The following is a 25,781-nucleotide window of genomic DNA, read 5'->3' on the forward strand; positions in this document are numbered from 1 at the left end:
TGGGCTTGTGGACGGTCGAATAATTATCAGTTACATCGAGCAGGCAGTGTTCTTTATCCTCGGCCTGGTGGCCCTGGGGCTTGAGCTGTGGGCGTTCGTGGACTGTGCCCGGCACCGGCCCAACGCCTTCGAAGCCACCGGCAAGCGGACCAAGACATTCTGGCTCGCCCTCACCGGCGGCTCGGCCCTGATCGGCGTGATTTCGCTGTTCGGCGCCGGCGGAGGCCTCTTCAGCACCCTTGGCCTGTTCGGACTGGCCGCGGTTGTCGCCGCCTCCGTCTACCTGGCCGATGTCCGTCCCGCCGTGAAGGACGCAGGCCGCGGCGGCAGCCGCAACATGGGCCCTTACGGTCCCTGGTGATCCACCCCGGCAGGGCCTAAACCTGGGGGGCCACCGCCTCCCAGTCCACCGTCAGCTCTCCAAGGCGCCATCTGGCGGGCCCGTCCTGGACCGGCCACCCGGCCCCGCGCAGGCTGCGGCACATGCCAACCCAGCGCTGCCTGTTGCCGAATGAGGCCAGCGGTGCGCTCTCAAGCCATGCCCTGTCCATCGCCTGCATGAAGGCATGAACCGGTTCACCGGGGATGTTCCGGTGGATGAGGGCTTTGGGAAGCCGTTCGGCCACTTCCGACGGCAACTCGAAGCTGCCGAAACGGACCGAGATGCTTAGGGACAGCGGCCGGTCCCGGTCCAGCGCCACCCACGTGACGCGGCGTCCGATTTCGTCGCAGGTGCCGTCCACGAACAAACCTCCGGGGGAGAGCCCGTCCTGCACCAGCCGCCAGATGCCCTGGACGTCGGCTTCCTCATACTGCCGCAGGACGTTGAACGCACGGACCAGGACGGGGCGGCCGGGAACGGGCAGTTCAAAGCCGCCCACCTGGAAGGTCAGCCCGGGACGCTGCAACGGAAGGGCCGCCCGCACGCGCCCGGGGTCAATTTCAATCCCGCAGACCCGCACGTCCGGCCGGACGGCGGCGAGCCTTTCGTAAAGTTCGACGGCGGTGGCCGGCGTCGCGCCATAGCCAAGGTCAACCACCAGCGGGTCCGCCGCGGACCGGAGCCGCCAGGCCTGGGGTCCCGTCAGCCAACGGTCCACCCGGCGCATCCGGTTGGGGTTGGTGGTGCCGCGGGTCACGTTGCCAACCGGCCGGCCCTGCCTGGCGGGGGACGTCTTCCCGGAAAGTTGCGGGGCGTTCACCCGTTCAGCCTTTTGAACCACTGCCCAACCCTATCCCTTGCCTCCGGGCCGGTGTCCTGCCGTGACCACCGGGCCTCCTGCCGGTACCCCCCAGGCCCCCGGCAGGAGCCGTGTAACGCTGGGCGGGCGGCAACACTGCTCGGCTAGGATGAAAATCATGACTTACAAGCTGATTCTGCTGCGCCACGGCCACAGCGAATGGAACGCCAAGAACCTGTTCACCGGCTGGGTGGACGTTGACCTGAACGACCAGGGCCGCGAGGAAGCAGCGCGTGGCGGCGAGCTGCTGGTGGAAAACGATATCCTCCCGGATGTGCTCTACACGTCGCTGCTGAAGCGGGCCATCAACACCGCAAACATCGCCCTGGACAAGGCGGACCGCGGCTGGATTTCGGTCAAGCGCGACTGGCGCCTGAACGAACGCCACTACGGTGCGCTGCAGGGCAAGGACAAGGCCCAGACCCTGGCCGAATACGGTGAAGAACAGTTCATGGAGTGGCGCCGCTCCTACGACACCCCGCCGCCGCCCCTGGACGACAACAGCGAATTCAGCCAGGCCCACGACCCCCGCTACGCGGGCCTGGGCGACGCCCTCCCGCGCACCGAGTGCCTGAAGGACGTCCTGGTGCGGCTCCTGCCCTACTGGGAATCGGACATCAAGGAAGACCTCAAGGCCGGCAAGACCGTCCTGGTCACCGCGCACGGCAACTCGCTCCGCGCGCTGGTCAAGCACCTGGACGGCATCAGCGATGAGGCTATCGCCGGCCTGAACATCCCCACGGGCATCCCGCTGGTGTACGACCTCGACGAAAACTTCCAGCCGATCAAGCCCGGCGGCACCTACCTCGATCCCGAGGCCGCCGAGCAGGCCATCCTGGCAGTAGCCAACCAGGGCAAGAAATAAGACGTTAAAGCGTACGACGGCGGGCTGGTCACCTCAGGTGACCAGCCCGCCGTCGTATTCCGCTTCTTTTGTTTTAGCTGTGTTCGGTGGCGTTCGGCTGCCACGCGCCGGTCACCAGGTACGTCACCTTCTGTGCGACGGAAACACCGTGGTCTGCGAAGCGCTCGAAGTAGCGGCTGGCGAGGGCAACGTCCACCGTGGTGGCGGGGGACTCGGACCACTCGGGGGCAGCGATGGCCTTGAAGACGCTCAAGTGCAGATCGTTGATGGCAGTGTTCGCCTTGAGGATGTCCCGGGCGACCTCGAGGTCGCGGCTTTCCAGCAGGACCGTCAGCTTGTCGGCGATCTCCTGGTCCAGCTCGGCCATCCGGTTGAAGGTCTCCGTCATGGATGCCGGAATCACGGTGGAGGGGTACCGGAGGCGGGCCAGCTGTGCAATGTGCCGCGCCAGGTCACCCATCCGCTCCAGGGATGCGCTCATCCGGAGGGAACCTACGATCATGCGCAGGTCGCTGGCGACAGGACCCTGCAGCGCCAGGATGTCGATGGCCCGCTCATCGAGGCTGTTCTGCAGGAAGTCAATGCGCGCATCCGCAGCGATGACGTCCTGGGCGAGGTCCACGTCCGCCACCTGGAATGAGGTGGTGGCTTTGTCCATCGCTTCGCTGACCAGCCGGGAGATCTCCACCAGCTGGTCACCAACCTGGGTGAGTTCTTCCTGAAAAACCTTACGCACTTAGGGCGTCCTTTCCTTGGAACTCCCGCCGGCCGCTCCGGGGCAGCAGGAATCGTGTCGCCGTTGGGCGCTCTGACCTCTAACTTTGTCATCGCCCGGTAAACGATTATGCCCACACAGGTGAACGTTAGTTGAACCGTTCGCCGTAAGTGCCTTGAGCCGGCTGGAGGCGCCAGGCAAGAGCATAAAGTGGAGCTGTGGATCCTATGCTCATTGGTCTGGTTGCCGGCCTTATCGGCCTGGCGCTTGGCACGTTCGGCGTGCTTGCCTACCGGGTCAGCGAGAAGCAGCGCGAACTGCTGGACGTCGACGCCGGGGAGATTGCCCTGCCGTCCGGCGCAGCGGAGGTGCTCGCCGTCGTCGGACGGGCCTTCGTGGTGCTGGACGACGTCGACGGCGTGGTCCGCGCCAGCCCCGCGGCCTACGCCTACGGCCTGGTCCGCGGGCACACCGTGGTGCACAAGGAACTCCTGGACATGACGTCAGGGGTCCGGCGGGACGGCGTCATCCTGGAAAAACAGCTCGAGCTTCCGCGCGGGCCGCTGGGACAAGGCACCATCATCGTCCAGGTCCGGGCCGCCATGCTGGGGGAGGAATACATCCTTCTCCTGGCCGATGACCGGACCGAGATCACCCGGACGGAAGAGATCCGCAACGACTTCGTGGCCAACGTGTCGCACGAACTGAAGACCCCGGTGGGTGCCATCTCCCTGCTGGCGGAGGCCCTGGAGTCCTCCGCCGACGACGAAGAAGCTGTCCGCCGCTTCGCCAAGCGCATGCACAAGGAATCCGCGCGCCTGGCCGCCCTGGTCCAGGACATCATTGAACTTTCCCGCCTGCAGGGCGCCAGCGTAACGCAGCAGGGCGGCCCCGTGGACATCAACGCCGTCATCGCCGAAGCCGTGGACCGGTCCCAGCTGCCCGCCGAAAGCAAGAACATCAGCATCGTGGTGGGCGGCCGCACCGAAGGCAAGGTGTTCGGGGACCAGGACCTCCTGGTCACCGCGCTGCGGAACCTCATCGACAACGCCATTCGCTACTCGCCCCCGAACACCCGCGTCGGCATCGGCGTCCGGTCCAGGGACGGCTTGGTCTCCATTTCCGTGACCGACCAGGGGGACGGGCTGTCGCCGGAGGACCAGGAACGCGTCTTCGAGCGGTTCTACCGGGTGGATGCCGCCCGCTCCCGCCAGACGGGCGGCACGGGCCTCGGCCTGAGCATCGTCAAGCACGTGGCGTCGAACCATGGCGGCGAGGTGACGCTGTGGTCCCAGCCTGGGCAGGGATCCACCTTCACCCTCCGGCTGCCCGAGATGGAAGGGCAGGACGGCGACGCCGGGCTGTCCGTTTCCTCCGCGCCGGCACCGGCGCCGGGGCCGGCGCACGGGGCGCCCGAACAGGCCACTCTGACCCAAGTACCCCGCGCCGCCGGCGCAACAGAACGAGGAGCTAGCGCTTGAGCAGGATCTTGATTGTTGAGGACGAGGAGTCGTTCAGCGATCCCTTGTCCTATTTGCTGGGCAAAGAAGGGTTCGAGGTAGAGGTGGTGGACAACGGGCTGGACGCCATCACCGAATTCGACCGCAACGGCGCCGACCTGGTGCTGCTGGACCTGCAGCTGCCCGGGCTTTCCGGCACGGAGGTGTGCCGCCAGCTCCGGCAGCGTTCCAGCGTCCCCGTGATCATGCTGACCGCCAAGGACTCGGAAATCGACAAAGTGGTGGGCCTGGAACTCGGCGCCGACGACTACGTCACCAAACCCTACTCATCCCGTGAACTGGTGGCCCGTGTCCGGGCTGTCCTGCGGCGCCAGGGCGAACCTGAGGAACTGATTTCCGCCACCGTCCAGGCCGGGCCCGTCCGCATGGACATTGAACGGCACGTGGTGAGCGTGGACGGCGAGCAGGTCCTGCTTCCCCTGAAGGAGTTCGAGCTTCTGGAGATGCTCCTGCGCAACTCGGGCCGGGTGCTCACGCGCGGGCAGCTGATCGACCGCGTGTGGGGCTCTGACTATGTTGGCGACACCAAAACCCTGGACGTGCATGTGAAGCGTCTCCGCGGCAAGATCGAACCGGATCCCTCGGCCCCCCGTTACCTGGTGACTGTCCGTGGCCTGGGCTACAAGTTCGAGCCGTAGGGCAGCATCGCAAAATACCGCAAAAAGGGAGGAGCCGCATGGCTCCTCCCTTTTGGTGTCCGCTGCTTGCAGCGCCCGCTTTAGCGGGTGGTGGCGGTTGCCGTTGCCGTGGCGCTGGAGGTTGCACCGGCGGAGGACGTTGCACCCGCACCTGCGGAAGAAGAGGACGACGGCGTGGGCGTCGCCGAGGGGCTCGGGGTGGGGACGTAGTCCTTGTACTCCTGCAGGGTGGCGTCCAGGACGGGAACCTTGACCGTGCTGCTGACGTTGGTGCCGTTCTCGCTGATCTTGACGTCCACCAGGGAGCCCGGCTTGCCGCCGGTGGTGCTCAGGATGGCCTCGTCCGACTTTTCGTTCAGCAGGGTGTAGCCGTTGGCCTTCACCGAAACTTCGGTCTGTGAGCCCTTCGCACCGTTGACGGTCAGCTTCACGTCCTTGGAGGAGGAGTTGTAGACGGCACCGATCAGGCGGCCGGGTTCGTTCTCGCCGGTGGAGACAATGAGGATGTTCCGCAGCTGCAGCGGACCGAGGTCTGCGCGGATGCCGTCCGAGGCGGAGTACTGATGGCTGGTCTGCTGGGGCGTGATGTAACCGCAGCCCGCGGTCAGCAGGCTGGCGCCAAGGGCAGCAGCCGTCAGTGCCAGTTTGCCGCGCTGGGCCCGGTTCATCGCAGTGGAACGCACGTCACGTACTCCTCGAGAAATTTGAAGTCTTTTTCAGCCATAGCCTATCCGCAAAGAGGGGCAAACGAGGATTCGGCGGTGTCACATCCCCCATGGGAGCGCTCACCTGATGCACTAATCAGCGCATCCGTCAAGGGGGTGGAGGGGGTTGATTGGGCCGTTTTCCCGCGTATTTTCGCGGTTGGGAGCCATTTCTCCGGCCGGTCATATGCCTGAATCGTGATAAACTGGTCTGCGGGAAAGGGGAAATGTCCACATGGTATTTGAGGTCGGCGAGACAGTAGTTTACCCTCACCACGGTGCTGCGAAGATTGAAGAAATCAAGATGCGCACCATCAAGGGCGAAGAGAAGATGTATCTCAAGCTCAAGGTGGCTCAGGGTGATCTGACCATTGAAGTTCCAGCAGAGAACGTTGACCTTGTTGGGGTCCGGGACGTAGTGGGCAAGGAAGGCCTGGAGCACGTGTTCGATGTGCTCCGTGCCGAGTTCACCGAGGAGCCCACCAACTGGTCACGCAGGTACAAGGCAAATCTGGAGAAGCTTGCTTCCGGTGACGTCATCAAGGTGGCAGAGGTTGTTCGCGACCTGTGGCGCCGGGATCACGACCGGGGCCTTTCCGCAGGCGAGAAGCGAATGCTGGCCAAGGCCCGCCAGATTCTGATTTCAGAACTGGCGCTGGCTGAGAAGACCGACGAGGAGAAGGCTGCAAGCGTTCTCGACGAGGTCCTGGCTTCCTAAGAATTTAGCCCCGGCTGCACGCAAGTGCCGCCGGGGCTTCTTTTTTTGGGCCAACCGCGGCGGTGCCTTAAGCACCCATCGGAAGTGGCGGCGTCGTAGGCTTGTCCGCATGAGTGAATCACCCACGCGTCTGGTCACAGCGGTCATCGTGGTTGCCGCAGGTTCCGGGCAGCGCCTCGGCTATGGCATGCCCAAGGCTGCCGTTCCGCTGGGCGGAGAACCAATCCTGATGCATGCCCTGCGCGGCATTGTCGCGTCCGGTGTGGCCACCCAGGTGTGCGTCGCGCTGCCCGCCGGCGACCAGGACCTGCGCCGGCTGTGCGACGACTTCCGGGAGGAACTTGCCGACGGTGGGCCCCTCCTGACGGTTGTTGACGGCGGATCCACCAGGGCGGGGTCCGTGCGTGCCGGAATCGCCGCACTCATGGAGGGTATCGAGGCCGTCCTGGTCCATGACGCCGCGCGGGCCCTCACCCCCGAATCCGTCTTCCACCGCGTCAGCGACTCCCTTGTTGCCGGCGCCGCCGCTGTCATTCCCGTGCTCCCGGTGGTGGACACGGTCAAAACCGTGGCGGCCACGGCCGGCGATGACACTGCGCTTGCCCCCGAGGTCGTCACGGGGACCGCCCGCCGCGAGGAACTGCGGGCGGTGCAGACTCCGCAGGGCTTCACGATCGGCACCCTGCTGAAGGCGCACGAGGCGGCGCAGGCTTTGGACGACCAGCAGGCCGCGGCGGTCACCGATGACGCCATGCTCGTGGAGATGCTGGGTACCCCGGTCCATGCAGTCCGCGGGTCCACACAATCCCTGAAGATCACCACCCCCCTGGACCTCATCTTCGCCGAGGGGCTCCTTGAGGGTCCGCTCGGTGCCCGGTGGGTGGAAGGATGAGCCCGGACGTGGTCCTTCCGCGCACGGGCGTGGGAATCGATGTCCATGCCTACGCCCCGGAGGATTCCCCCCGTCCGCTGTGGCTCGGTGGGCTCCTCTGGCCCGGCGAACGCGGCCTCGCCGGACACTCTGACGGAGACGCCGTAGCCCACGCCGCCGCTGACGCCTTGTTTTCGGCTGCCGGCATCGGCGACCTTGGCACCCACTTCGGTACGGACCGTCCGGAATTCGCCGGAGCGTCCGGTGCCACCCTCCTCGCTGAGGCCGCTCGGATCGTCAGGGCTGCCGGGTTCGAGATCGGCAACGTGGCCGTGCAGTTCGTGGCCAACCGGCCCAAATTCGGGCCCAGGCGGGAAGAGTCTCAAAGGGTCCTGAGCGAGGCGGCAGGCGCCCACGTCGGCGTCACGGCAACCACCAGTGACGGCCTGGGATTCACCGGGCGCGGGGAGGGCATCTCCGCCGTGGCCACCGCCCTGGTGTATCCGCAGCCCCCACGCCCGTGAGGCAGCCGGGCCCATCAGTTACTCTGGAGCGGTGACCCTGCGCTTCTATGACACTGCCTCCGCCGAAGTCCGGAACTTCGTCCCCCTCCTCGAGGGCAAGGTCAGCCTCTACTACTGCGGAGCCACGGTCCAGGGGATGCCGCACGTGGGCCACATCCGGTCAGCCATCGCGTTCGACCAGCTCACCCGCTGGCTTCAGTACCGGGGCCTGCGTGTCACGGTCGTCCGCAACGTGACGGACATTGACGACAAGATCCTGGCCAAGTCCGAGGCTTCCTTCGCCCCCGATTTCAGCCCGGAACCCGGAGAAGTAGCCCGCGAAGAATGGTGGGCTCTGGCGTACCGCTACGAGCAGGAGTTCCTCAAGGCCTACGACACCTTGGGTGTATCGCGCCCCACCTACGAACCCAGGGCCACCGGGCACATTCCTGAGATGCACGCCCTGATCCAGCAGCTGATCGACCGCGGCCACGCGTACCCGGCGCTGGACGACTCGGGCGATGTGTACTTCGACGTCCGCTCCTGGAACAAGTACGGCGCGTTGACCCGGCAGAACATCGACGACATGCAGGCAGCGCCCGACGCCGATCCCCGGGGCAAGAAGGACCCCCGCGACTTTGCGCTGTGGAAGGGTTCCAAAGAAGGAGAGCCGGCCACCGCCAGCTGGTCCTCGCCCTGGGGCGCCGGCCGGCCCGGCTGGCACCTTGAGTGCTCCGCCATGGTCACCAAGTACCTCGGCACCGCGTTCGATATCCACGGCGGCGGACTGGACCTGCGGTTCCCGCACCACGAAAACGAGATGGCGCAGTCGCAGGCGGCGGGACACCCCTTCGCCAACTTCTGGATGCACAACGGCATGGTGACCTACCAGGGCGAAAAGATGTCCAAGTCCATCGGCAACACCATCAGCCCGGCGGAAATGCTGGAACTCGCCCCGCCCCGGGTGGTCCGCTACTACCTGGGCCAGGCGCACTACCGGTCCATCCTGGACTACCGCCCCACGTCCCTGCAGGAGGCCGCCGCCGCCGTCGAACGCATTGACGGATTCCTGGCCAAGGCTGCGGCACGCTTCGACGGTGACCCGGGCCTCGCGGACGGCCACCACGGTTCATCGTCCGCAGCTGTGGAGGCCTTCTGCGAAGCAATGGACGACGACCTCAACGTCCCGCGCGCCCTGGCCGCCCTGCACGAAACTGTCAGGGCGGGCAACACAGCCCTCGCCGAAGGGGACGACGACGCTGCCCGGAACGCGATGCACGCCGTCATCCTCATGACCGGGGTCCTGGGCCTGAACGCCGTGGCAGGCTCCGCGGCGGTGAGCACGCGTGAAGCCGAGGCGCTGGGCGTTCTGGTGGAGGCGCAGCTGTCCGCCCGGGCGGCTGCCCGCGCCGACAAGGACTGGGCAACGTCCGACTCCATCCGGGACACCCTCAACCAGGCCGGGGTCGTCGTAGAGGACGGCCCGGACGGCGCCACCTGGAGCCTCAAGCGAGACTGAACAGGCCGCTGCCCCCGATTTTTTTCGGGTCAGTAGACTGGTATGCAGATTCAGTCAGCACAATCAAGGGTGGAACATCATGGCCAACAATGGTCGCCGATCGGTTAAAGCGAAGAAGGGCCCAACCGTCGGAACCGGTGGCCATGGCCGCAAGGCCCTCGAGGGCAAGGGCCCCACGCCCAAAGCCGAGGACCGCGTGTACCACAAGGCGCACAAGGCACGGCAGCTTTCCGAACGGTCCGCTGCAAAGCGCGGGACCGGTGCCCGCAGCGCCGGTGCCGCCAAGTCCGGCCCCAAGGGCCGTGCCACCGAGGAAGTCGTCACCGGACGCAACTCCGTGGTCGAGGCGCTCCGCGCCGGCATCCCCGCGAAGGCCCTCCACGTTGCCATCCGCATCGAAATGGACGACCGGGTCAAGGAATCCCTGAAGCTCGCCGCCGAACGCGGCATTCCGCTGCTGGAAACGGGCAAACCTGAACTGGACCGGATGACGGATGACGCCGTCCACCAGGGCCTGGTGCTGCAGATCCCGCCCTACGAGTACCTGGACGCCTACGAGCTGGCCGAGGAAACCGTGGACAAGTGGAAGAAGGGGCACATCGCCAACGCGCCGCTCTTTGTGGCCCTGGACGGTATCACCGACCCCCGGAACCTGGGTGCGATCATCCGCTCCGTCTCCGCCTTCAGCGGCCACGGCGTCATCGTGCCCGAGCGCCGTTCCGTGGGCGTTACCGCCTCGGCCTGGAAAACCAGCGCCGGCGCTGCCGTCCGCGTGCCCGTGGCCCGCGCCTCCAACCTGAACAACGCCCTCAAGCAGTTCAAGAACATGGGTATCTACGTCCTGGGGCTCGACGGCGACGGCGACGTTTCACTGCCCGATCTCACCCTGGCCACCGAACCGGTGTGCATCGTGGTGGGCTCGGAAGGGAAGGGCCTGAGCCGCCTGGTCCGGGAAAACTGCGACCAGATCGTCTCCATCCCCATCGATTCCGCCATGGAATCCCTGAACGCATCGATGGCTGTGGGAATCTCGCTGTACGAGGTCTCCCGCCAGCGCGCGGCCGGATAGTTCCACCGGTCCGTAATCCGCGGATGGGTTCCCGGCGCCGCGGGGGCGTATGGGCAGGTCAAGTGCCGCTGACCGCTACTATTTAGATGATGGTCATGCCGCTTTTCGACACCGCTTCCACCATGGACGCCTCCTCGGCTGTTCCCCTCGGTGTCAGCGTCCCGCGCGCTGATTCCGGTGGTACCCGCCACCACGCCGGCGGACGCGCCAACGTTGCCTGCTTCGCCCCCGGAGTCGCCAAGCTGGACATCGCCTACTGCCCTCCCGGCGGCGAATGGCGGACCCAGACCCTGCCCAACGTCACCAAGGGGGTCCACCACGGCATCGTGGAGGACCTGCCGTACGGATCGCGCTACGGCTTCCGTCCGACGTCGGACAGCCAGCCGTTGCCGCCGGAGCTTCCGGCAGGCAACGGTTCCTCCCGCCAGCCCCTGCTGCTGGACCCGTACGGCAGGGGAGTGGACCAGCAGGAGGGCTTCCTCACCAGCGTCCGCACCGCCGTCGACTTCGACTGGGAAACAGACGAACGGCTGCGCCTGCCCTGGCGCAACACGATCGTCTATGAGGCGCATGTCCGCGGCCAGAGCATGCTCCACCCCGACGTACCGGAAGAACTCAGGGGCACCTACGCCGGCCTGGCCCACCCTGCCGTCGTGGAGCACCTCACGGGCCTGGGCATCACCTCCGTCCAGCTCCTGCCCGTCCACTTCCACATTGATGAGCCACACCTGCAGGACCTGGGACTCAGCAACTACTGGGGCTACAACACCGCCGCGTTCTTTGCCCCGCACCCCGGCTACGCCACCCGCGCGGCCCAGGAAGCGGGCCCCCAGGCGGTCCAGGACGAGTTCAAGGCCATGGTGAAGGCACTGCACGGCGCCGGGCTGGAGGTCATCCTCGACGTCGTGTACAACCACACTGCCGAAGGGACGCCGGACGGCCAGGTCCTGAGTTTCCGCGGCCTGGGGGAGGACACTTACTACCGGGTGGACGGCCACGGCAAGTACATCGACACCACCGGCTGCGGCAACTCCCTCAACTTCGGAAACCAGCACGTGGTCCAGCTGGTGACCGACTCCCTCCGGTACTGGGTGGACGAGTTCCACATCGACGGTTTCCGGTTCGACCTGGCAGTCACGCTGTGCCGCAACGCCGCGAACGAGTTCGACCCCCATCACCCTTTCCTCACCGCCGTCGCCGCCGATCCCGTTCTGTCCGGGGTCAAGCTGATTGCCGAACCCTGGGACATTGGCTACGGAGGCTGGCAGACGGGCCGGTTCCCCCGGGGGTGGGTCGACTGGAACGACCACTTCCGCGACGCTGTCCGGACCTTCTGGCTGGCAGACCGCGCAGCCATCGACTCCGGCGGGCACGGCGGGACCATGGCGAAACTCGCCGACGCGCTGTCCGGCTCCGCAGGCCTCTTCCAGGCGTCCGGCCGCTCGCGCCTGGCCTCGGTCAACTTCGTCACCGCCCATGACGGCTTCACCATGAACGATCTCGTGTCCTTCGACCGCAAGCACAACGAGGCCAACGGCGAAGAGAACAGGGACGGGCACGGAGACAACCGCAGCTACAACCACGGCGTGGAGGGCCCCACTGAGAACAGCGCCATCCTGGCACAGCGTGCGCAGTCGCGGCGCAACCTGATGGCCTCGCTGATGGTTTCGCTCGGAGTTCCCATGATTACTGCCGGGGACGAGCTGGCCAGGACCCAGCACGGGAACAACAACGCCTACTGCCAGGACAATGCCATCACGTGGCTGGACTGGACGCTGACACCGGAGGCGCACGAGATGCTGCGCAGCACCAAGCGGTACATCCGGTTGCGCAAGGAGTTCCTCGCCGCCCAGCCGCACGATTTCCCGGTCCGGGATGAACAGTCCTACCTGTACTGGTTCGACCAGCACGGCCAGCCCATGTCCAATGAGCGCTGGAACGATCCGCATCACCGCGTCCTGCAGCTCCTGCTCCGCGACGACGGCGGCGACCTTGCCGGGCTGGTGGTGGTCAATGGCAGCGCGCGGGACGTCCAGGTGACCCTGCCCGACGCCGGAAGGCCGGCTCCGAGCCTGTTCGAGCTCCGGCTGACCACCTCGCCCCGCCACAAGCAGCGGCAGGGCATCCAGGTGGCTGCCGGAGACATCGACCTGGCCGAGGCCAACTCCATCAGCATTTACCGCACGTAGCTACAGCACCACCAGACGCCAGTCCACCCCTCCGGCAGGTAAACCCGAATGCGCAACCGCTCCATCCTCCCGCTGCTCCTCACCACCCTGGTGGTGCTGGCCATGGTGGCGTTCGGCGGTGCCGGGCTGCTGGGCGGGCAGACGGACGGCACGACGCCGGACGCTGGTTCCAGCCGCACGTCCACTCCGGGTGGAACGGCCACGTCCCCGGCAGCGAAGCAGTCAGCGCCCCACCGGGGAGCCAATCCGTCCAGCCTCCCGGTGATCAGGGAATCCGCGCTTCCGGTGGAGGGCCGCCGGGTGCTGGCGCTGATCCGGGCGGGCGGCCCGTTCCAGTACGGGCAGGATGACCAGGTGTTCGGAAACTTCGAGCGGGTCCTCCCAGCCAGGGACCGGGGCTATTACCGCGAGTACACCGTCCCCACTCCCGGGGAACCGGACCGGGGTGCACGGCGCATCGTGGCGGGCAATGGCGGGGAGAAGTACTACACCGGGGACCACTACGCAACGTTCAAGTACATAGCGGAAGGCAGCTAGCACAACCATGAGAATCTTTTCCGGTGACACCTGGACCCTTGAAGAACTGCAGGAGCAGGTGGCCGACGCCGGGCGCCGCAGCGTGGTGGTTCCCCCGGCGGACAGCAAGCGCGCCGTCCTGGAAACCTTCGGCGAGGTTTTGGACTTTCCCGAGCACTACGGCGTGAACCTGGATGCGTTGAACGACTCGCTCCACGACTTTGCGGACAGCATCAGCGAAAACGGCAACCCGCCCGTCACGGTCCTGTGGCAGGTGGCTGCACCGTTCCGCGCCGACAGGTCGTTCGGCATCATGTGCGAGATCCTGCAGGACGCGGAACGGTACGCGGGCAAGGACCTGGCCGTCACCGCAGTGCTGCTCTAAACCCGCAATCACCGGGCAACCAGTCCGCAGCTAGCTCCCCGGGCGTTCCTCGTGCGCCACGTAGGTGTCCAGCAGCGTAGAGGCCCTGCCGCCGTCGTCCTCCGCTGCCAACCCCTCGCGCATGCTTTCAGCCTTTTCGCGCCCGGCCGGGAACGGCGGAAGCAGCGGGATTTCCGGGTCGGTCAGGACCTCGATCACCACCGGGCAGTCGGCCGCGAAGGCCTGGTCCCAGGCCTCGCCCACCAGTTCCGGGTCCTCGACGCGGATGCCTTTGAGCCCGAGCAGGTCCGCGTAGGCGGCGAAGGGAAAATCGGGCAGTTCCTGGCTTGCAGCAAACCGCGGCTCGGCTTCCGATTCACGCTGCTCCCAGGTGACCTCCGTCAGCTCGCGGTTGTTGAAGACGCACACCACGAACCTTGGGTCCTGCCACTGGCGCCAGCGGTGCGCCACGGTGACCAGCTCCGCGATGCCCGCCATTTGCATGGCGCCGTCACCGGCCAGAGCCACCAGCGGGCGGTCCGGGCGGGCGAGTTTGGCAGCAAGCCCGTAGGGGATGGAGCAGCCCATGCTGGCCAGGGTCCCGGACAGGTGTGCGGGGACTCCGGCGGGCAGCACCAGCTGGCGGGCGTACCAGTAGACACAGCTTCCGACGTCGACGCTCACCTGGGCGTTCCCGGGCAGCCGGCCGTTGAGCTCGCGGACCACCCGCTCGGGATTGACGGGGCTGGCGGGCACGGCGGCACGGTCAGCTGCGAGGATACGCCAGCGGCTGACTTCCCCTTCCACATCCGAGCGCCATTGGGTGCGTGGCCGGTGCTCCAGCCTCTGGTTCAAAGCGTCCAGGGCTGACGCTGCGTCGCCGGCCAGGCCCACCTCCACGGGGTAGCGGTTGCCGATCTTCTTTTCGTCGATGTCGATCTGCACCGCACGGGCGGCCCCGGGCGGCGGATAGAACTCGGTCCAGGGATCGTTGGAACCCACGATGAGGAGGGCATCACAGTTGCCCAGCAGGTGCGCACTCGCGGTAGTGCCCAGATGCCCCATGGTTCCCACCGCAAAGGGCAGGTTTTCGTCCACGTACGGCTTGCCGAGCAGACTAGTGGCGATGCCGGCACCCAGCTTTTCCGCCACGGCAACCACTTCCTGTGCGGCGTGCCTGGCGCCCTGTCCCACCAGGAGGGCCACCCGTTCCGCGGAGTTAAGGAGGGCGGCCGCGGCGGCCAGGTCCTCGTCGCGGGGACTCTTGGCCGCCGCGCTCCAGGACGGCGCCGTGACCACGATGCCGTGCTGCTGCTCCAGCCCGGGCGCGGGTGCGGACTGCACATCGTGCGGAATGATGACCAGGCAGGGGGAGGCGGTGGCCTTGGCCGTCCGGAAGGCACGGTCCAGCACCATGGGCACCTGCTCTGCCGTGCTGACCAGCTGCACGAACTGGGACGCGACGTCCTTGAACAACGCGGTCAGGTCGATTTCCTGCATGTAGCCGGACCCCAGCACGGTGCGGCTCTGCTGCCCCACGATGGCCACCACCGGTACGCCGTCCAGCTTTGCGTCATACAGCCCGTTGAGCAGGTGGACGGCCCCGGGGCCCTGGGTGGACGTCACCACTCCCACGCCGCCGGTGTACTTGGCGTGGCCGACGGCCATGAACGCGGCCGCTTCCTCATGCCGGGCCTGGACAAACTCAACCTGCCCCTCGGGCCGGTCCCCGGTCCGGCGGAGGGCACCCATGAAGCCGTTGATGCCGTCCCCGCTGTAGCCGAAGACCCGGTTCACGCCCCAGGTGGTGAGGCGCTCCACGATTACATCGGCCACCGTACGTTCGGTCATCGGACCCTCCTGGTTGGGTATTGCTGCCTGCCAGGAGCCGTACCCAGGAGACCGGCGGGCTATGCGTTGACGATCAGTCCGAGCTCCGCTTTGGAGGCCAGGGCATCATGCCGGGGCAGGACGCGGACCGTGTAACCGAACGGGCCGGAGCGGTCGATGACCAGGGAACCGCTGAACAGGTGCCGCCCGCTGCCCAGGTCTTCCTTCACCTGGAGCTCCATCATGGTGATGTCGGCAAGGGCGTCATTCTCTTCGGCCCGGCCGTAGGCCACCTCGACGCAGACGTCCTCCGGGGTGAGGGCGTTCAGCGCCACGTAGGCGTTGACCTGGAGCGTGTCGCCGATCTGCGGGTCCTCGGATACCCCCACCGAATCAACGTGCTCAACGTGGACCTGTGGCCAGGCGCCGCGTACCTTGGCGGACCAGGATGCCAGCGCACGTGCCTGGGCATAGGAGTTGGCGGTGGCGCTGCGTCCCGCTTCCGCGGCGGGGCGGTACAGGATGTTCACGTAGTCCCGGAGCATGCGCTCAGCGGACACGGCCGGGCCGAGGTGCGAGAGGGTGTGCTTGATCATGGACACCCAGTGCGTGGGCACCTTCTCGCTCCGGCTCGTGGACGGCCCGGCGGAGCCGGCTCCCTCGGACACCGTGCTGCCGTAGAATCGCGGCGCCACCTGTGTTTCCAGCAGCTCATACAGCGCTGCGGCCTCGATGTCGTCCCGTTCCTCGGGTGAAGCATCGTTGTTGGCCGTGGGAATCGCCCAGCCGTTCTCGCCGTCGTACATCTCATCCCACCAGCCGTCCAGGACGGAAAGGTTCAGCGAGCCGTTCAGCGCCGCCTTCATGCCGGACGTCCCGCAGGCCTCCAGCGGACGCAGCGGGTTGTTCAGCCAGACGTCGCAGCCCGGGAACAGGGTCCTGGCCATGGCGATGTCATAGTTGGGCAGGAACGCGATGCGGTGCCGGACCTCGGGATCATCCGTGAACCGAACCAGGTCCTGGATCATTTTCTTTCCCGCGTCATCGGCCGGGTGCGACTTGCCGGCGATGACCAGCTGGATGGGGTGCTCCTTGTGCAGGAGCAGCGCCTTCAGCCGCGCCGGCTCGCGCAACATCAGCGTGAGCCGCTTGTAGGTGGGCACGCGGCGGGCAAAACCGATGGTGAGGACGTCCGGGTCCAGGACGTTGTCGGTCCAGCCCAGTTCTGCGTCGGCCGCGCCGCGCTTCTTCCACGCTGCGCGCAGCCGGCGGCGGACATCTTCCACCAAGGCGGCGCGCATCTCGCGGCGCAGCGCCCATACGTCGGCGTCGCTGACGTTGTAGGCGAGGTCCCATTTGCCCAGCGCTTCGGCCTCGCTGCCAAACTGGTCCCGGGCGAGCTTGGAGATGCGGCTGTCCACCCAGGTGGGCACGTGCACGCCGTTGGTTACTGAAGTGATGGGTACCTCGGAGTGGTCAAAGCCGGGCCAGAGGGCGGAGAACATGCCGCGCGACACCTCGCCGTGGAGCTTGGCCACGCCGTTGGCGCGCTGGGCCAGGCGCAGGCCCATGACCGCCATGTTGAAGACGGCCGGGTTGCCGTCCGCGTAGTTTTCCCTGCCCAGTTCCAGGATCCTGTCCACCGGCACCTCGGGGGCCAGGCCGGCCTGGAAGAAGTGGCTGATCTGGTTGATTTCGAACCTGTCGATGCCGGCCGGCACCGGCGTGTGCGTGGTGAATACGGTGGACGCCCGTCCGGCGGCGAGTGCTTCGTCGAATGTCAGGGCCTGTTCGCCGGACATCAGTTCCTGGATGCGCTCGATGCCAAGGAACCCCGCGTGGCCTTCGTTGGTGTGGAAGACCTCCGGTGCGGCGCAGCCCGTCAGCTTCTGGAAGGCGCGCAGGGCCTTGACCCCGCCCATCCCGAGCAGGAGTTCCTGCTGGAGCCGGTGGTCCCCGCCGCCGCCGTACAGGCGGTCGGTGATGCTGCGGGCGGCGTCGTCATTGCCCGGCACGTTGGAGTCCAGGAGGAGCAGGGGAACGCGTCCGACGTCGGCCCGCCAGATGTGTGCCAGCAGCCGGCGCCCGTTGGGCAGGGGGAGCGAGACCTCCAGGGCCTTGCCGTTGCCGTCGTGGGAGGGTTCCCGGAGCAGGGTCAGCGGCAGGCCGTCCGGATCCAGGACGGGGTAGGTCTCCTGCTGCCACGCGTCGCGGGACAGTGACTGCTTGAAATAGCCCGCCTGGTACAGCAGGCCCACGCCGATCAGGGGAACGCCAAGGTCCGAGGCAGCCTTCAGGTGGTCGCCGGCAAGGATTCCCAGGCCGCCCGAATACTGGGGGAGGACCTCGGTGATGCCGAACTCGGGCGAGAAGTATGCAATGGAGGCGGGCGCATCCGGGCCCAGGCCCTGGTACCAGCGTGGCTCCTGGAGGTACCGGTCAAGGTCCTGCTCTGCGGCGCGCACCCGTTCCACCACCGATTGGTCCGCGGCGAGCTGCTGGAATTCCTCCCGGCTGACCATGCCCAGGAAACCGATGGGGTCCTGCCCGCTTTCCTCCCACAGCCGCGGGTTCAACCCGGCGAAAAGCTCACGGGTTGGACGGTGCCAGGACCACCGCAAATTGCTGGCCAGCCTGGCCAAAGGCCGGATGGGTTCGGGGAGGACTGTACGGACCGTAAACCTGCGGATTGCCTTCACCTGCGTCACACTAACCGACAACATGCGCGGCCGGAACCAGCTTTCGGTTTCTTTTGGGTAAATGACAGGGGCATGAAGAAATTAGGCCGCGGCACGGCGATTTTAGGGAGCAGGCTTAGCAATCCGGGTCATTTCTCGCTAACGTCGAGCCTGTGACGACTAACTCAGGAACCAGTGCCGCATCCACCAAAATGCCCCAGCGCAGTATCACCGAGGACTTGCGGTTTGGGCGTTTTCCCATTACTGCCGTGCAGCCCGTCGTCGAGGGCGGCAGATTCCCGGCCAAGGCCCTGCCCGGCGAAGCCATCGTTGTGGGCGCCACCGCCTTCCGCGAGGGGCATGACCAGCTCGGCGTCAGCGCCGTGCTCCTTGACCCCTCCGGTGCCGAGCGCCAGCGCGTCCGCCTTGCGCCGCCCCGCGGGGAACGTGGCATGGGCACGGACCGCTGGGAAGGGGTGCTCACGCCGTCGGAAACGGGGAACTGGTCCTTTGTGATCGAAGCCTGGCACGACCGCTACGGCACCTGGCACCACAACGCCGAGGTGAAGATCGACGCCGGAGTCGACGTCGAACTCATGCTCGCCGAAGGTGCCAAACTGCTGGGTGAAGCGTCCGCGGAGGACTTCCGGGACGAGGTGGACCGGGCAGCCCTGCGGCATGCCTCAGAGGTCCTGGGCGACCAGTCCCGCAGCACGGAGGAACGGCTCGGGGCCGGGTTCAGCCAGGAAATCGCGGACATCGTGGCCCGCCAGCCCATCCGGGAATTGGTCACCGTTTCTGAAAAATACCCCCTCCTGGTGGAGCGGGACCGGGCCGGGCGGGGCGCCTGGTACGAGTTCTTCCCCCGGTCCGAAGGCGCCGTCAAGGACCACAACACCGGCGCCTGGACGTCAGGTAACTTCCGTACCGCCGCCAAACGGCTGGACGCCGTGGCAGCCATGGGCTTCGACGTCCTCTATATGCCCCCCATCCACCCGATTGGCGTGCAGTTCCGCAAGGGACCCAACAACACCCTGGTGGCCGGCCCCAATGATCCCGGCTCACCATGGGCCATCGGAGCCAAGGAAGGCGGCCACGACGCCATCCATCCCGACCTCGGATCCTTCGAGGACTTCGATGCCTTCGTGGCGCGTGCCAACGAGCTGGGCCTGGAGGTAGCCCTGGACCTCGCGCTCCAGGCCGCCCCGGACCACCCGTGGGTGCAGTCCCATCCCGAATGGTTCACCACCAGGGTGGACGGCAGCATTGCCTACGCCGAAAACCCGCCGAAGAAGTACCAGGACATCTATCCGCTCAATTTCGATAATGATCCGGAAGGACTTTCCCGGGAAATTCTGCGGATCGTGCTGCTGTGGGTCAGCCACGGCGTAAAGATTTTCCGCGTGGATAATCCGCACACCAAACCGGTGTGGTTCTGGGAATGGCTCATTGCGGAAGTGGAAAAAGCCGAACCCGGTGTTGTGTTCCTGGCCGAAGCCTTTACCCGCCCCGCCATGATGCACGCCCTGGGCAGGGCCGGCTTCCAGCAGTCCTACACGTACTTCACGTGGCGCAACACCAAGAAGGAAATCGCGACCTACTTCGAGGAAGTCAGCCACGAATCACCGGCGTTCTTCCGGCCCAACTTCTTCGTTAACACCCCGGACATCCTCACGGAATACCTGCAGTACGGCGGACCGGCGGCGTTCCGGATCAGGGCCGTCCTGGCCTCCACCGGAAGCCCGCTCTGGGGCGTCTACGCCGGGTATGAACTGTTCGAACACGTTGCCCGGCCCGGCGCGGAGGAGTACATCGACAACGAGAAGTTCGAGTACAAGGCCCGCGACTGGGACGCCGCCGCCGAGTCCGGACGCACGCTGGCCCCCTACATCACCAGGCTGAACCACATCCGGCGGGACCACCCCGCGCTGCTGGACCTGCAGAACCTGACGGTCCACCAGAGCACCGATGACTCCACTGTTGTCTACTCGAAGCACAAGACCCTTCCCGACGGCTCCAAGGACACCATCATCGTGGTGGTCAACGTGGACCCGCACGTTACGAAGGAATGCAGCGTCTCCCTGGACCTGGCGGCCCTTGAACTGGACCCCCAGGACATCACCCCGGGCGGCGGCTTCTATGTGGATGACCTCATCTCCGGCCAAAGCTGGGAGTGGGGCGAGTTCAACTACGTACGGCTCGATCCGCACGTGGAGCCCGCCCACATCCTGAGCGTGAGGAGAATGCATCAGTGAGTTTCAACCCGCAAAGTTCCGGCCACTTCACTCCCAAGAGCACGTTCGAGCTAAATGCGCCTGGCCTTCAGCATGACCCTTTGTGGTACCGCAAGGCAGTGTTCTACGAAGTACTGGTCCGGGCGTTTGCGGATGCCAACGGCGATGGGTCCGGGGATTTCTCCGGACTCATCGACCGGTTGGACTACTTGCAGTGGCTGGGGGTTGATTGCCTCTGGCTGCCTCCGTTCTTCCAGTCACCGCTGCGGGACGGCGGCTACGACATCTCCGACTACAACTCAGTCCTGGATGAATTCGGCACCATCAGCGACTTCAAGCGGCTTGTGGCAGAAGCCCATGCCCGCGGCGTCCGGGTGATCATCGACCTCCCGCTGAACCACACCTCTGACCAGCACCCCTGGTTCCAGGAATCCCGGAAGGATCCGGATGGTCCCTTCGGCGACTTCTATGTCTGGAGCGACACGGATGAGAAGTACCAGGACGCACGCATCATCTTCGTTGACACGGAGGAATCGAACTGGACGTTCGATCCCATCCGCCGGCAGTTCTTTTGGCACCGGTTCTTCAGCCACCAGCCGGACCTGAACTTCGAAAATCCCAAGGTGATCGAGGCCGTCTTCGATGTAGTCCGGTTCTGGCTGGACCAGGGGATTGACGGTTTCCGGGCGGACGCCATTCCCTACCTCTTTGAGGAGGAGGGCACCAACTGCGAAAACCTTCCGGCCACCCACGAGTTCCTCCGCCGGCTGCGTGAAATGGTGGATGAACGCTACCCCGGCCGCGTGATCATCGCCGAAGCGAACCAGCCGCCCAACGAGGTGGTGGAATACTTCGGCACCGTCGATGAACCCGAGTGCCACATGGCCTTCCACTTCCCCCTCATGCCCCGGCTGTACTACGCGCTGCGCGACCAAAAGGCAGCGCCCATCATCGAAACCATGCGCGACACCCCGGACATCCCCGAGGGCGCGCAGTGGGGCACGTTCCTCCGCAACCATGACGAGCTGACCCTGGAAATGGTCACCGCCGATGAGCGCGCGGCAATGCTGGGCTGGTATGCCCCGGACCCACGCATGCGCGCCAACATCGGCATCCGCCGCCGGCTGGCACCCCTGCTCGATAACTCGCGGGCCGAAATAGAACTGATCAACGCGCTCCTGCTCTCCCTGCCGGGCAGCCCGTTCCTGTACTACGGAGACGAGATCGGCATGGGGGACAACATCTGGCTCGAGGACCGCGATGCCGTCCGCACCCCCATGCAGTGGAACCCGGACCGGAACGCCGGCTTTTCCCATGCCGACCCCGGCAAGCTGTACCTGCCGCCCATCCAGTCCCTGGTGTACAACTACGCCATGGCCAATGTCGAAGCCGAGGCTGCCCACTCCGGGTCCCTGCTGCGCTGGACCCGGCAGATCCTCAGCGTCCGCAAGAACCATCCCGCGTTCGGACTGGGCGGCTTCAAACATGTGGAAGCAGACCACGACGCCGTCCTGGCGTACCTGCGCGAGCTGCCGGCCAGCAACCCTGACGGTGCCGACGCCGAGACCATCCTGTGCGCCTTCAACCTCTCCCAGCACCCGGTCGCTGCCACGCTCCGGATTCCTGAATATGCCGGCCGGGGGCTCCGCGATGTGTTTGGCGGACAGATCTTCCCCGGCATCGGCGACGACGGCACCCTTACCCTGACCATCGGAAGCCATGATTTCTTCTGGCTTCGGATGCGGTCGGCGGGGTCGAACCCATCGTCGCCCTACACCCAGGCCATGCCCATCCTGTCGATAGAGAACTGAGATGAACCAGCCAATCCTCACTCCCGCCCTCACCGCGCTGCTCAAGGAATGGCTGCCGCAGCAGCGTTGGTTCCCGGTCAAAACCCCCGATTTCGCCATCTCCCAGGCCGGCAGCCTGGGACTGGCGGACCCCAGCGGACACGCGGCGCTTGCCGTGTTCCTCCTCAACATCACCACCCAGGGGCCCGACGGCGGCAAGCGCACCGCCGTCGTCCAGGTTCCCTTGAGCTTCCGGCCGGCACCGGCAGGGGGCATGGAGCGCGCGCTGGTGGGGGAAGCGGCCGGAATGGATCCCACCCGCCCCTGGGTTTACGACGCCGTCCACGACCCCGACTTCGTGGGCGCCTGGCTGGAGCTCATCCGGCAGGAGGGGAAAGCGGACAGCGGCACCGCGACGGGATTCCGCGTCGAGGGACCGTACCGCCTGCCCACTGCGAAGGGTGTCGTGAAGGTGCTCTCCGGCGAGCAGTCCAACAGTTCCGTCATTGTGGACGACGGCGAATCGGCCGCCATGGTGAAATTCTTCCGGGTCCTGTCTGACGGGACCAACCCGGAGATCGAGGTGGGAGCGGCGCTGACGAAGGCAGGAACTTCGGAAGTCCCTGCCACCCTTGGCTGGGTCCGGGGCGAGTGGCTGGGGCACGGCAACCACGCCTCCAGCGGCACCGGCCAGGGTACCCGGTACGTCCAGGGTGAGCTTGCGGTGGCCCACGAATTCCTCGCCGGTGGCCGCGATGCCTGGCGGCTGGCAGTGGACGCAGCCCGCTCCGGCACGGACTTCACGGCAGAAGCAAGGGCCCTGGGCGCCGCCACCGCTACAGTGCACAAACGCTTGGCGGAAGCCCTCGGGACGTCCGCCGGCTCTGCACCCGGCAAGGGAGCAGGACCCGCTGTTGCACAGCGCGTCCGGAACGCCTGGGCGGAAGCGCGGGCCGCCGTCGGGCCTTACGACGATGCCCTGGACGCCCTGCTGGCTGACCTGGACAAGGTTCCCGACGCGCCCCTGCAGCGCATCCACGGCGACCTCCACCTGGGCCAGATCCTCCAGGTCACCGGCCAGTCCGGCGACGAGTCGCGCTGGGCCATCCTGGACTTCGAGGGCGAGCCCCTGCGACCCATCGCCGAACGGAACGTCCCGGACGTGCCCCTGCGCGACGTCGTCGGCATGCTGCGGTCCTTCGACTACGCCGCCGGAGCAGCCCAGCGCGAGCAGGAGGGAGCCCAGGTTCCGGACAGCTGGGTTGACGACTGCTCTGACGCCTTCCTGGCAGGGTATGCCAAGGTCATTCCCGGAACGGTGGACCGAACCTCACCACTGTTTGTGGCATTGTGGCTGGACAAGGCACTGTACGAAGTTGTTTATGAAATGCGAAACAGGCCCGACTGGGTGGCGATTCCCGTAAACGCCTCCAGGCGGCTCCTGGGCAGCAACGGTGCCGGCGACTCCGCCGGTGCAGCATCGGAAGGTAACGAAATGACAGGCTCAGCACGAACTGACCGCCCGGGGGTGCCCCTGCCCGTGGATGAAGGCACCCTGGGCAGGATCGCGAACGGTGAACACCACGCCCCCCACTCCGTCCTGGGCGCGCACCTGGACGACTACGGGCACGTCACCATCCGGACCGTGAAGCACCTCGCCGAAGCAATCTCCGTAGTCACGCAGGCCGGAGAGGTTCCCATGGAGCACGAGGCCCACGGAGTGTGGGTTGCGGTGCTGGATCCGCTGGAGCAGGGCCATGTTCCCGACTACCGGCTCTCGGTCACCTACCCGGGCAAGGACCCGGTGACCGTTGACGAGCCCTACCGCTACCTGCCCACAGTGGGCGAAGTGGACCTGCACCTCATCGGCGAAGGCCGGCACGAGAAACTGTGGCAGGTGCTTGGCGCCCACGTCCAGCACTACAAGTCAACGCTCGGAGACGTCAACGGTGTGTCCTTTGCCGTGTGGGCCCCCAACGCGCAGGCCGTCCGCGTCAAGGGTGACTTCAACGCCTGGGACGGACGGGAACACTCCATGCGCTCGCTGGGTTCCTCCGGCGTTTGGGAGGTGTTCATTCCCGGTGTCACCGCCGGCGCCTGCTACAAATACGAGATCCTGACGCGGGGCGGTTACTGGGTTGAAAAGGCAGACCCACTGGCTTTCGGTACCGAAGTGCCTCCGCTGACTGCCTCCAGGGTGGTGGAACCCTCCTACGCCTTCAAGGATGACGAATGGATGGAAGCGCGGGCCAAGCGCGACCCCCACAACTCCGCCATGAGCGTCTATGAAGTGCACCTCGGGTCGTGGCGCCTGGGCCTTGGCTACCGCGAACTCGCCAAGGAACTGGTGGAGTACGTCAAGTGGCTCGGGTTCACGCACGTGGAATTCATGCCCGTCGCGGAGCACCCGTTCGGCGGTTCCTGGGGCTACCAGGTCACGTCCTATTTCGCGCCCACGTCCAGGTTCGGACATCCGGATGAGTTCCGCTACCTGGTGGATTCCCTCCACCAGGCAGGCATCGGCGTCCTGCTGGACTGGGTACCGGCGCACTTCCCGAAGGACGCCTGGGCGCTGGCCCAGTTCGACGGGGAGCCCCTTTACGAACACGCAGACCCTGCCCTTGGCGAACACCCCGACTGGGGCACCCTGATCTTCGATTTTGGCCGCACCGAGGTCCGTAACTTCCTGGTGGCCAACGCCCTCTACTGGCTGGAGGAATTCCACATCGACGGCCTGCGCGTGGACGCGGTGGCCTCCATGCTCTACCTGGACTACTCACGCCAGGAAGGACAGTGGCGGCCCAACCGCTTCGGCGGCAGGGAAAACCTGGAAGCCATCTCCTTCCTGCAGGAAGTCAACGCCACCGTCTACAAGACGCACCCCGGTGCTGTCATGATCGCGGAAGAATCCACGGCGTTCCCGGGCGTTACCGCCCCCACCAGCCACGGCGGCCTGGGCTTCGGCCTGAAGTGGAACATGGGCTGGATGCACGATTCCCTCAAGTACATCTCCGAGGACCCTTACAACCGCAGGTGGCACCACGGCACGGTGACGTTCTCCCTGGTCTACGCCTTCACGGAGAACTTCCTGCTGCCCATCAGCCACGACGAGGTTGTCCACGGCAAGGGCTCCATGCTCCGCAAGATGCCCGGTGACCGCTGGCAGCAGTTGGCGAACCTCCGCGCCTTCTTTGCCTACCAGTGGGCGCACCCCGGCAAGCAACTCATCTTCATGGGCACCGAGTTCGGCCAGGAAGCCGAGTGGTCTGAACAGCACGGCCTGGATTGGTGGCTCGCGGACATCCCCGCACACAGGGGACTGCAGCTGCTGACCAAGGACCTCAACGAGCTGTACGCGTCCACCCCTGCGCTGTACACGCAGGACAACGTTCCCGCCGGTTTCCAGTGGATCAACGGTGGCGACGCGGACCGCAACGTCCTGTCCTTCATCAGGTGGGACGCCGACGGCAACCCGGTTGTCTGCGCCATCAACTTCTCCGGTGCCCCGCATGTCGGCTACACCCTGGGTGTCCCCACCGCCGGGGCCTGGACCGAGGTCCTGAACACCGACCACACCACGTACGGCGGATCCGGTGTATTGAACGACGGCGAGCTGAAGGCAGTGGACGAAGGACAGGACGGACAGCCGGCGACACTGACTGTCACGCTGCCTCCGCTCGGGGCGTCCTACTTCAAACCAGGAGCATCAACGGCCGGCTGACCCGCCAGGGCGGTCATCCACAAAAGGCCCGGAATCCGCGTGATTCCGGGCCTTTCGGCTGCCTACAGGAGGCCACTTGGGGGCGGACTGGCGATC

General features: G+C 66.1%; 20 protein-coding genes. 15 read left to right on the plus strand and 5 right to left on the minus strand.

Features of this window, described 5'->3' with window-relative positions:
- Positions 1-7: 7 nt before the first annotated feature.
- The gene (locus VIK36_RS04215; protein WP_159632915.1) at positions 8-361 is read left to right on the plus strand and encodes a DUF2516 family protein; all 354 of its coding nucleotides are present in this window, start codon (positions 8-10) and stop codon (positions 359-361) included.
- Positions 362-377: 16 nt separating this feature from the next.
- On the opposite strand, the gene VIK36_RS04220 is transcribed toward VIK36_RS04215, so the two are convergent.
- A complete protein-coding gene (locus VIK36_RS04220) occupies positions 378-1,202 on the minus strand; it encodes a class I SAM-dependent methyltransferase (RefSeq protein WP_324644206.1) in 825 nt (274 codons plus the stop codon).
- Between the two features lie 157 nt (positions 1,203-1,359).
- Between VIK36_RS04220 and VIK36_RS04225 the strand changes: the two genes are divergently transcribed.
- Entirely contained in the window at positions 1,360-2,106 is a 747-nt protein-coding gene (locus VIK36_RS04225) for a phosphoglyceromutase (RefSeq protein WP_324644207.1), read from the plus strand.
- 73 nt (positions 2,107-2,179) lie between these two features.
- Here VIK36_RS04225 and phoU read toward each other — a convergent pair whose 3' ends face one another.
- Complete coding sequence (gene phoU / locus VIK36_RS04230; RefSeq protein ID WP_159632912.1) at positions 2,180-2,842, minus strand: phosphate signaling complex protein PhoU; 663 nt, start codon at positions 2,840-2,842, stop codon at positions 2,180-2,182.
- A 206-nt stretch (positions 2,843-3,048) separates the two neighbouring features.
- On the opposite strand from phoU, the gene VIK36_RS04235 reads away from it, so the two are divergent.
- Positions 3,049-4,302, plus strand: coding sequence for a sensor histidine kinase (locus tag VIK36_RS04235; protein ID WP_324645217.1), 1,254 nt, complete (start codon positions 3,049-3,051; stop codon positions 4,300-4,302).
- Positions 4,299-4,979 (plus strand): response regulator transcription factor, encoded by a 681-nt coding sequence (locus VIK36_RS04240; protein WP_142119926.1) that lies wholly within the window; start codon positions 4,299-4,301, stop codon positions 4,977-4,979. Before VIK36_RS04235 ends, VIK36_RS04240 begins: the two co-directional genes overlap by 4 nt.
- Before the next feature lie 80 nt (positions 4,980-5,059).
- Here VIK36_RS04240 and VIK36_RS04245 read toward each other — a convergent pair whose 3' ends face one another.
- The gene (locus VIK36_RS04245) at positions 5,060-5,647 is read right to left on the minus strand and encodes a hypothetical protein (protein WP_255175530.1); all 588 of its coding nucleotides are present in this window, start codon (positions 5,645-5,647) and stop codon (positions 5,060-5,062) included.
- Between the two features lie 271 nt (positions 5,648-5,918).
- Between VIK36_RS04245 and VIK36_RS04250 the strand changes: the two genes are divergently transcribed.
- The 8 genes from VIK36_RS04250 to VIK36_RS04285 all read left to right on the plus strand — a co-directional run bounded on the left by VIK36_RS04250 (position 5,919) and on the right by VIK36_RS04285 (position 13,453).
- Complete coding sequence (locus VIK36_RS04250) at positions 5,919-6,401, plus strand: CarD family transcriptional regulator (RefSeq protein ID WP_011690592.1); 483 nt, start codon at positions 5,919-5,921, stop codon at positions 6,399-6,401.
- Positions 6,402-6,510: 109 nt separating this feature from the next.
- Positions 6,511-7,293: a 2-C-methyl-D-erythritol 4-phosphate cytidylyltransferase gene (gene ispD / locus VIK36_RS04255; RefSeq protein WP_324644208.1), complete on the plus strand. Its 783-nt coding sequence runs from the start codon at positions 6,511-6,513 to the stop codon at positions 7,291-7,293.
- Entirely contained in the window at positions 7,290-7,796 is a 507-nt protein-coding gene (ispF, locus tag VIK36_RS04260; RefSeq protein ID WP_255174462.1) for a 2-C-methyl-D-erythritol 2,4-cyclodiphosphate synthase, read from the plus strand. Before ispD ends, ispF begins: the two co-directional genes overlap by 4 nt.
- 31 nt (positions 7,797-7,827) lie before the next feature.
- Positions 7,828-9,294 carry a cysteine--tRNA ligase gene (cysS, locus tag VIK36_RS04265; RefSeq protein WP_324644209.1) on the plus strand — a complete coding sequence of 489 codons (1,467 nt, stop codon included), beginning with the start codon at positions 7,828-7,830 and terminating at the stop codon, positions 9,292-9,294.
- A 79-nt stretch (positions 9,295-9,373) separates the two neighbouring features.
- Positions 9,374-10,363, plus strand: coding sequence for a 23S rRNA (guanosine(2251)-2'-O)-methyltransferase RlmB (rlmB, locus tag VIK36_RS04270; protein WP_255174464.1), 990 nt, complete (start codon positions 9,374-9,376; stop codon positions 10,361-10,363).
- A gap of 89 nt (positions 10,364-10,452) precedes the next feature.
- Positions 10,453-12,552, plus strand: a complete 2,100-nt coding sequence (gene glgX, locus VIK36_RS04275) for a glycogen debranching protein GlgX (protein WP_324645219.1) — start codon at positions 10,453-10,455, stop codon at positions 12,550-12,552.
- A gap of 48 nt (positions 12,553-12,600) precedes the next feature.
- Entirely contained in the window at positions 12,601-13,089 is a 489-nt protein-coding gene (locus tag VIK36_RS04280; RefSeq protein WP_255174465.1) for a ribonuclease domain-containing protein, read from the plus strand.
- A gap of 7 nt (positions 13,090-13,096) precedes the next feature.
- Positions 13,097-13,453, plus strand: a complete 357-nt coding sequence (locus tag VIK36_RS04285; protein WP_255174466.1) for a barstar family protein — start codon at positions 13,097-13,099, stop codon at positions 13,451-13,453.
- A gap of 30 nt (positions 13,454-13,483) precedes the next feature.
- On the opposite strand, the gene VIK36_RS04290 is transcribed toward VIK36_RS04285, so the two are convergent.
- Positions 13,484-15,283 carry a thiamine pyrophosphate-requiring protein gene (locus VIK36_RS04290; protein ID WP_324644210.1) on the minus strand — a complete coding sequence of 600 codons (1,800 nt, stop codon included), beginning with the start codon at positions 15,281-15,283 and terminating at the stop codon, positions 13,484-13,486.
- Between the two features lie 59 nt (positions 15,284-15,342).
- Positions 15,343-17,961: an alpha-glucan family phosphorylase gene (gene glgP / locus VIK36_RS04295; protein ID WP_324644211.1), complete on the minus strand. Its 2,619-nt coding sequence runs from the start codon at positions 17,959-17,961 to the stop codon at positions 15,343-15,345.
- 191 nt (positions 17,962-18,152) lie between these two features.
- On the opposite strand from glgP, the gene VIK36_RS04300 reads away from it, so the two are divergent.
- The 3 genes from VIK36_RS04300 to VIK36_RS04310 are packed head-to-tail and all read left to right on the plus strand — an operon-like array spanning position 18,153 to position 25,685.
- A complete protein-coding gene (locus VIK36_RS04300; protein WP_324645220.1) occupies positions 18,153-20,195 on the plus strand; it encodes an alpha-1,4-glucan--maltose-1-phosphate maltosyltransferase in 2,043 nt (680 codons plus the stop codon).
- Positions 20,192-21,985, plus strand: coding sequence for a maltose alpha-D-glucosyltransferase (gene treS / locus VIK36_RS04305; RefSeq protein ID WP_324644212.1), 1,794 nt, complete (start codon positions 20,192-20,194; stop codon positions 21,983-21,985). The genes VIK36_RS04300 and treS overlap by 4 nt, the downstream gene beginning before the upstream one ends.
- Position 21,986: 1 nt before the next feature.
- A complete protein-coding gene (locus VIK36_RS04310; RefSeq protein WP_324644213.1) occupies positions 21,987-25,685 on the plus strand; it encodes a 1,4-alpha-glucan branching enzyme in 3,699 nt (1,232 codons plus the stop codon).
- Positions 25,686-25,781 lie beyond the last annotated feature (96 nt).

This window comes from Pseudarthrobacter sp. LT1, assembly GCF_035621795.1.
GTDB lineage: Bacteria > Actinomycetota > Actinomycetes > Actinomycetales > Micrococcaceae > Arthrobacter.

Bases quoted from the DNA above. Each gene is read 5' to 3' on its own strand.
- VIK36_RS04310 (WP_324644213.1), top strand. From the start codon at position 21,987: ATGAACCAGCCAATCCTCACTCCCGCCCTCACCGCGCTGCTCAAGGAA.
- VIK36_RS04235 (WP_324645217.1), top strand. From the start codon at position 3,049: ATGCTCATTGGTCTGGTTGCCGGCCTTATCGGCCTGGCGCTTGGCACG.
- VIK36_RS04300 (WP_324645220.1), top strand. From the start codon at position 18,153: ATGCCCCAGCGCAGTATCACCGAGGACTTGCGGTTTGGGCGTTTTCCC.
- VIK36_RS04285 (WP_255174466.1), top strand. From the start codon at position 13,097: ATGAGAATCTTTTCCGGTGACACCTGGACCCTTGAAGAACTGCAGGAG.
- rlmB (WP_255174464.1), top strand. From the start codon at position 9,374: ATGGCCAACAATGGTCGCCGATCGGTTAAAGCGAAGAAGGGCCCAACC.
- VIK36_RS04280 (WP_255174465.1), top strand. From the start codon at position 12,601: ATGCGCAACCGCTCCATCCTCCCGCTGCTCCTCACCACCCTGGTGGTG.
- VIK36_RS04245 (WP_255175530.1), bottom strand. From the start codon at position 5,647: ATGAACCGGGCCCAGCGCGGCAAACTGGCACTGACGGCTGCTGCCCTT.
- ispD (WP_324644208.1), top strand. From the start codon at position 6,511: ATGAGTGAATCACCCACGCGTCTGGTCACAGCGGTCATCGTGGTTGCC.
- VIK36_RS04225 (WP_324644207.1), top strand. From the start codon at position 1,360: ATGACTTACAAGCTGATTCTGCTGCGCCACGGCCACAGCGAATGGAAC.
- glgX (WP_324645219.1), top strand. From the start codon at position 10,453: ATGGTCATGCCGCTTTTCGACACCGCTTCCACCATGGACGCCTCCTCG.
- VIK36_RS04290 (WP_324644210.1), bottom strand. From the start codon at position 15,283: ATGACCGAACGTACGGTGGCCGATGTAATCGTGGAGCGCCTCACCACC.
- ispF (WP_255174462.1), top strand. From the start codon at position 7,290: ATGAGCCCGGACGTGGTCCTTCCGCGCACGGGCGTGGGAATCGATGTC.
- VIK36_RS04250 (WP_011690592.1), top strand. From the start codon at position 5,919: ATGGTATTTGAGGTCGGCGAGACAGTAGTTTACCCTCACCACGGTGCT.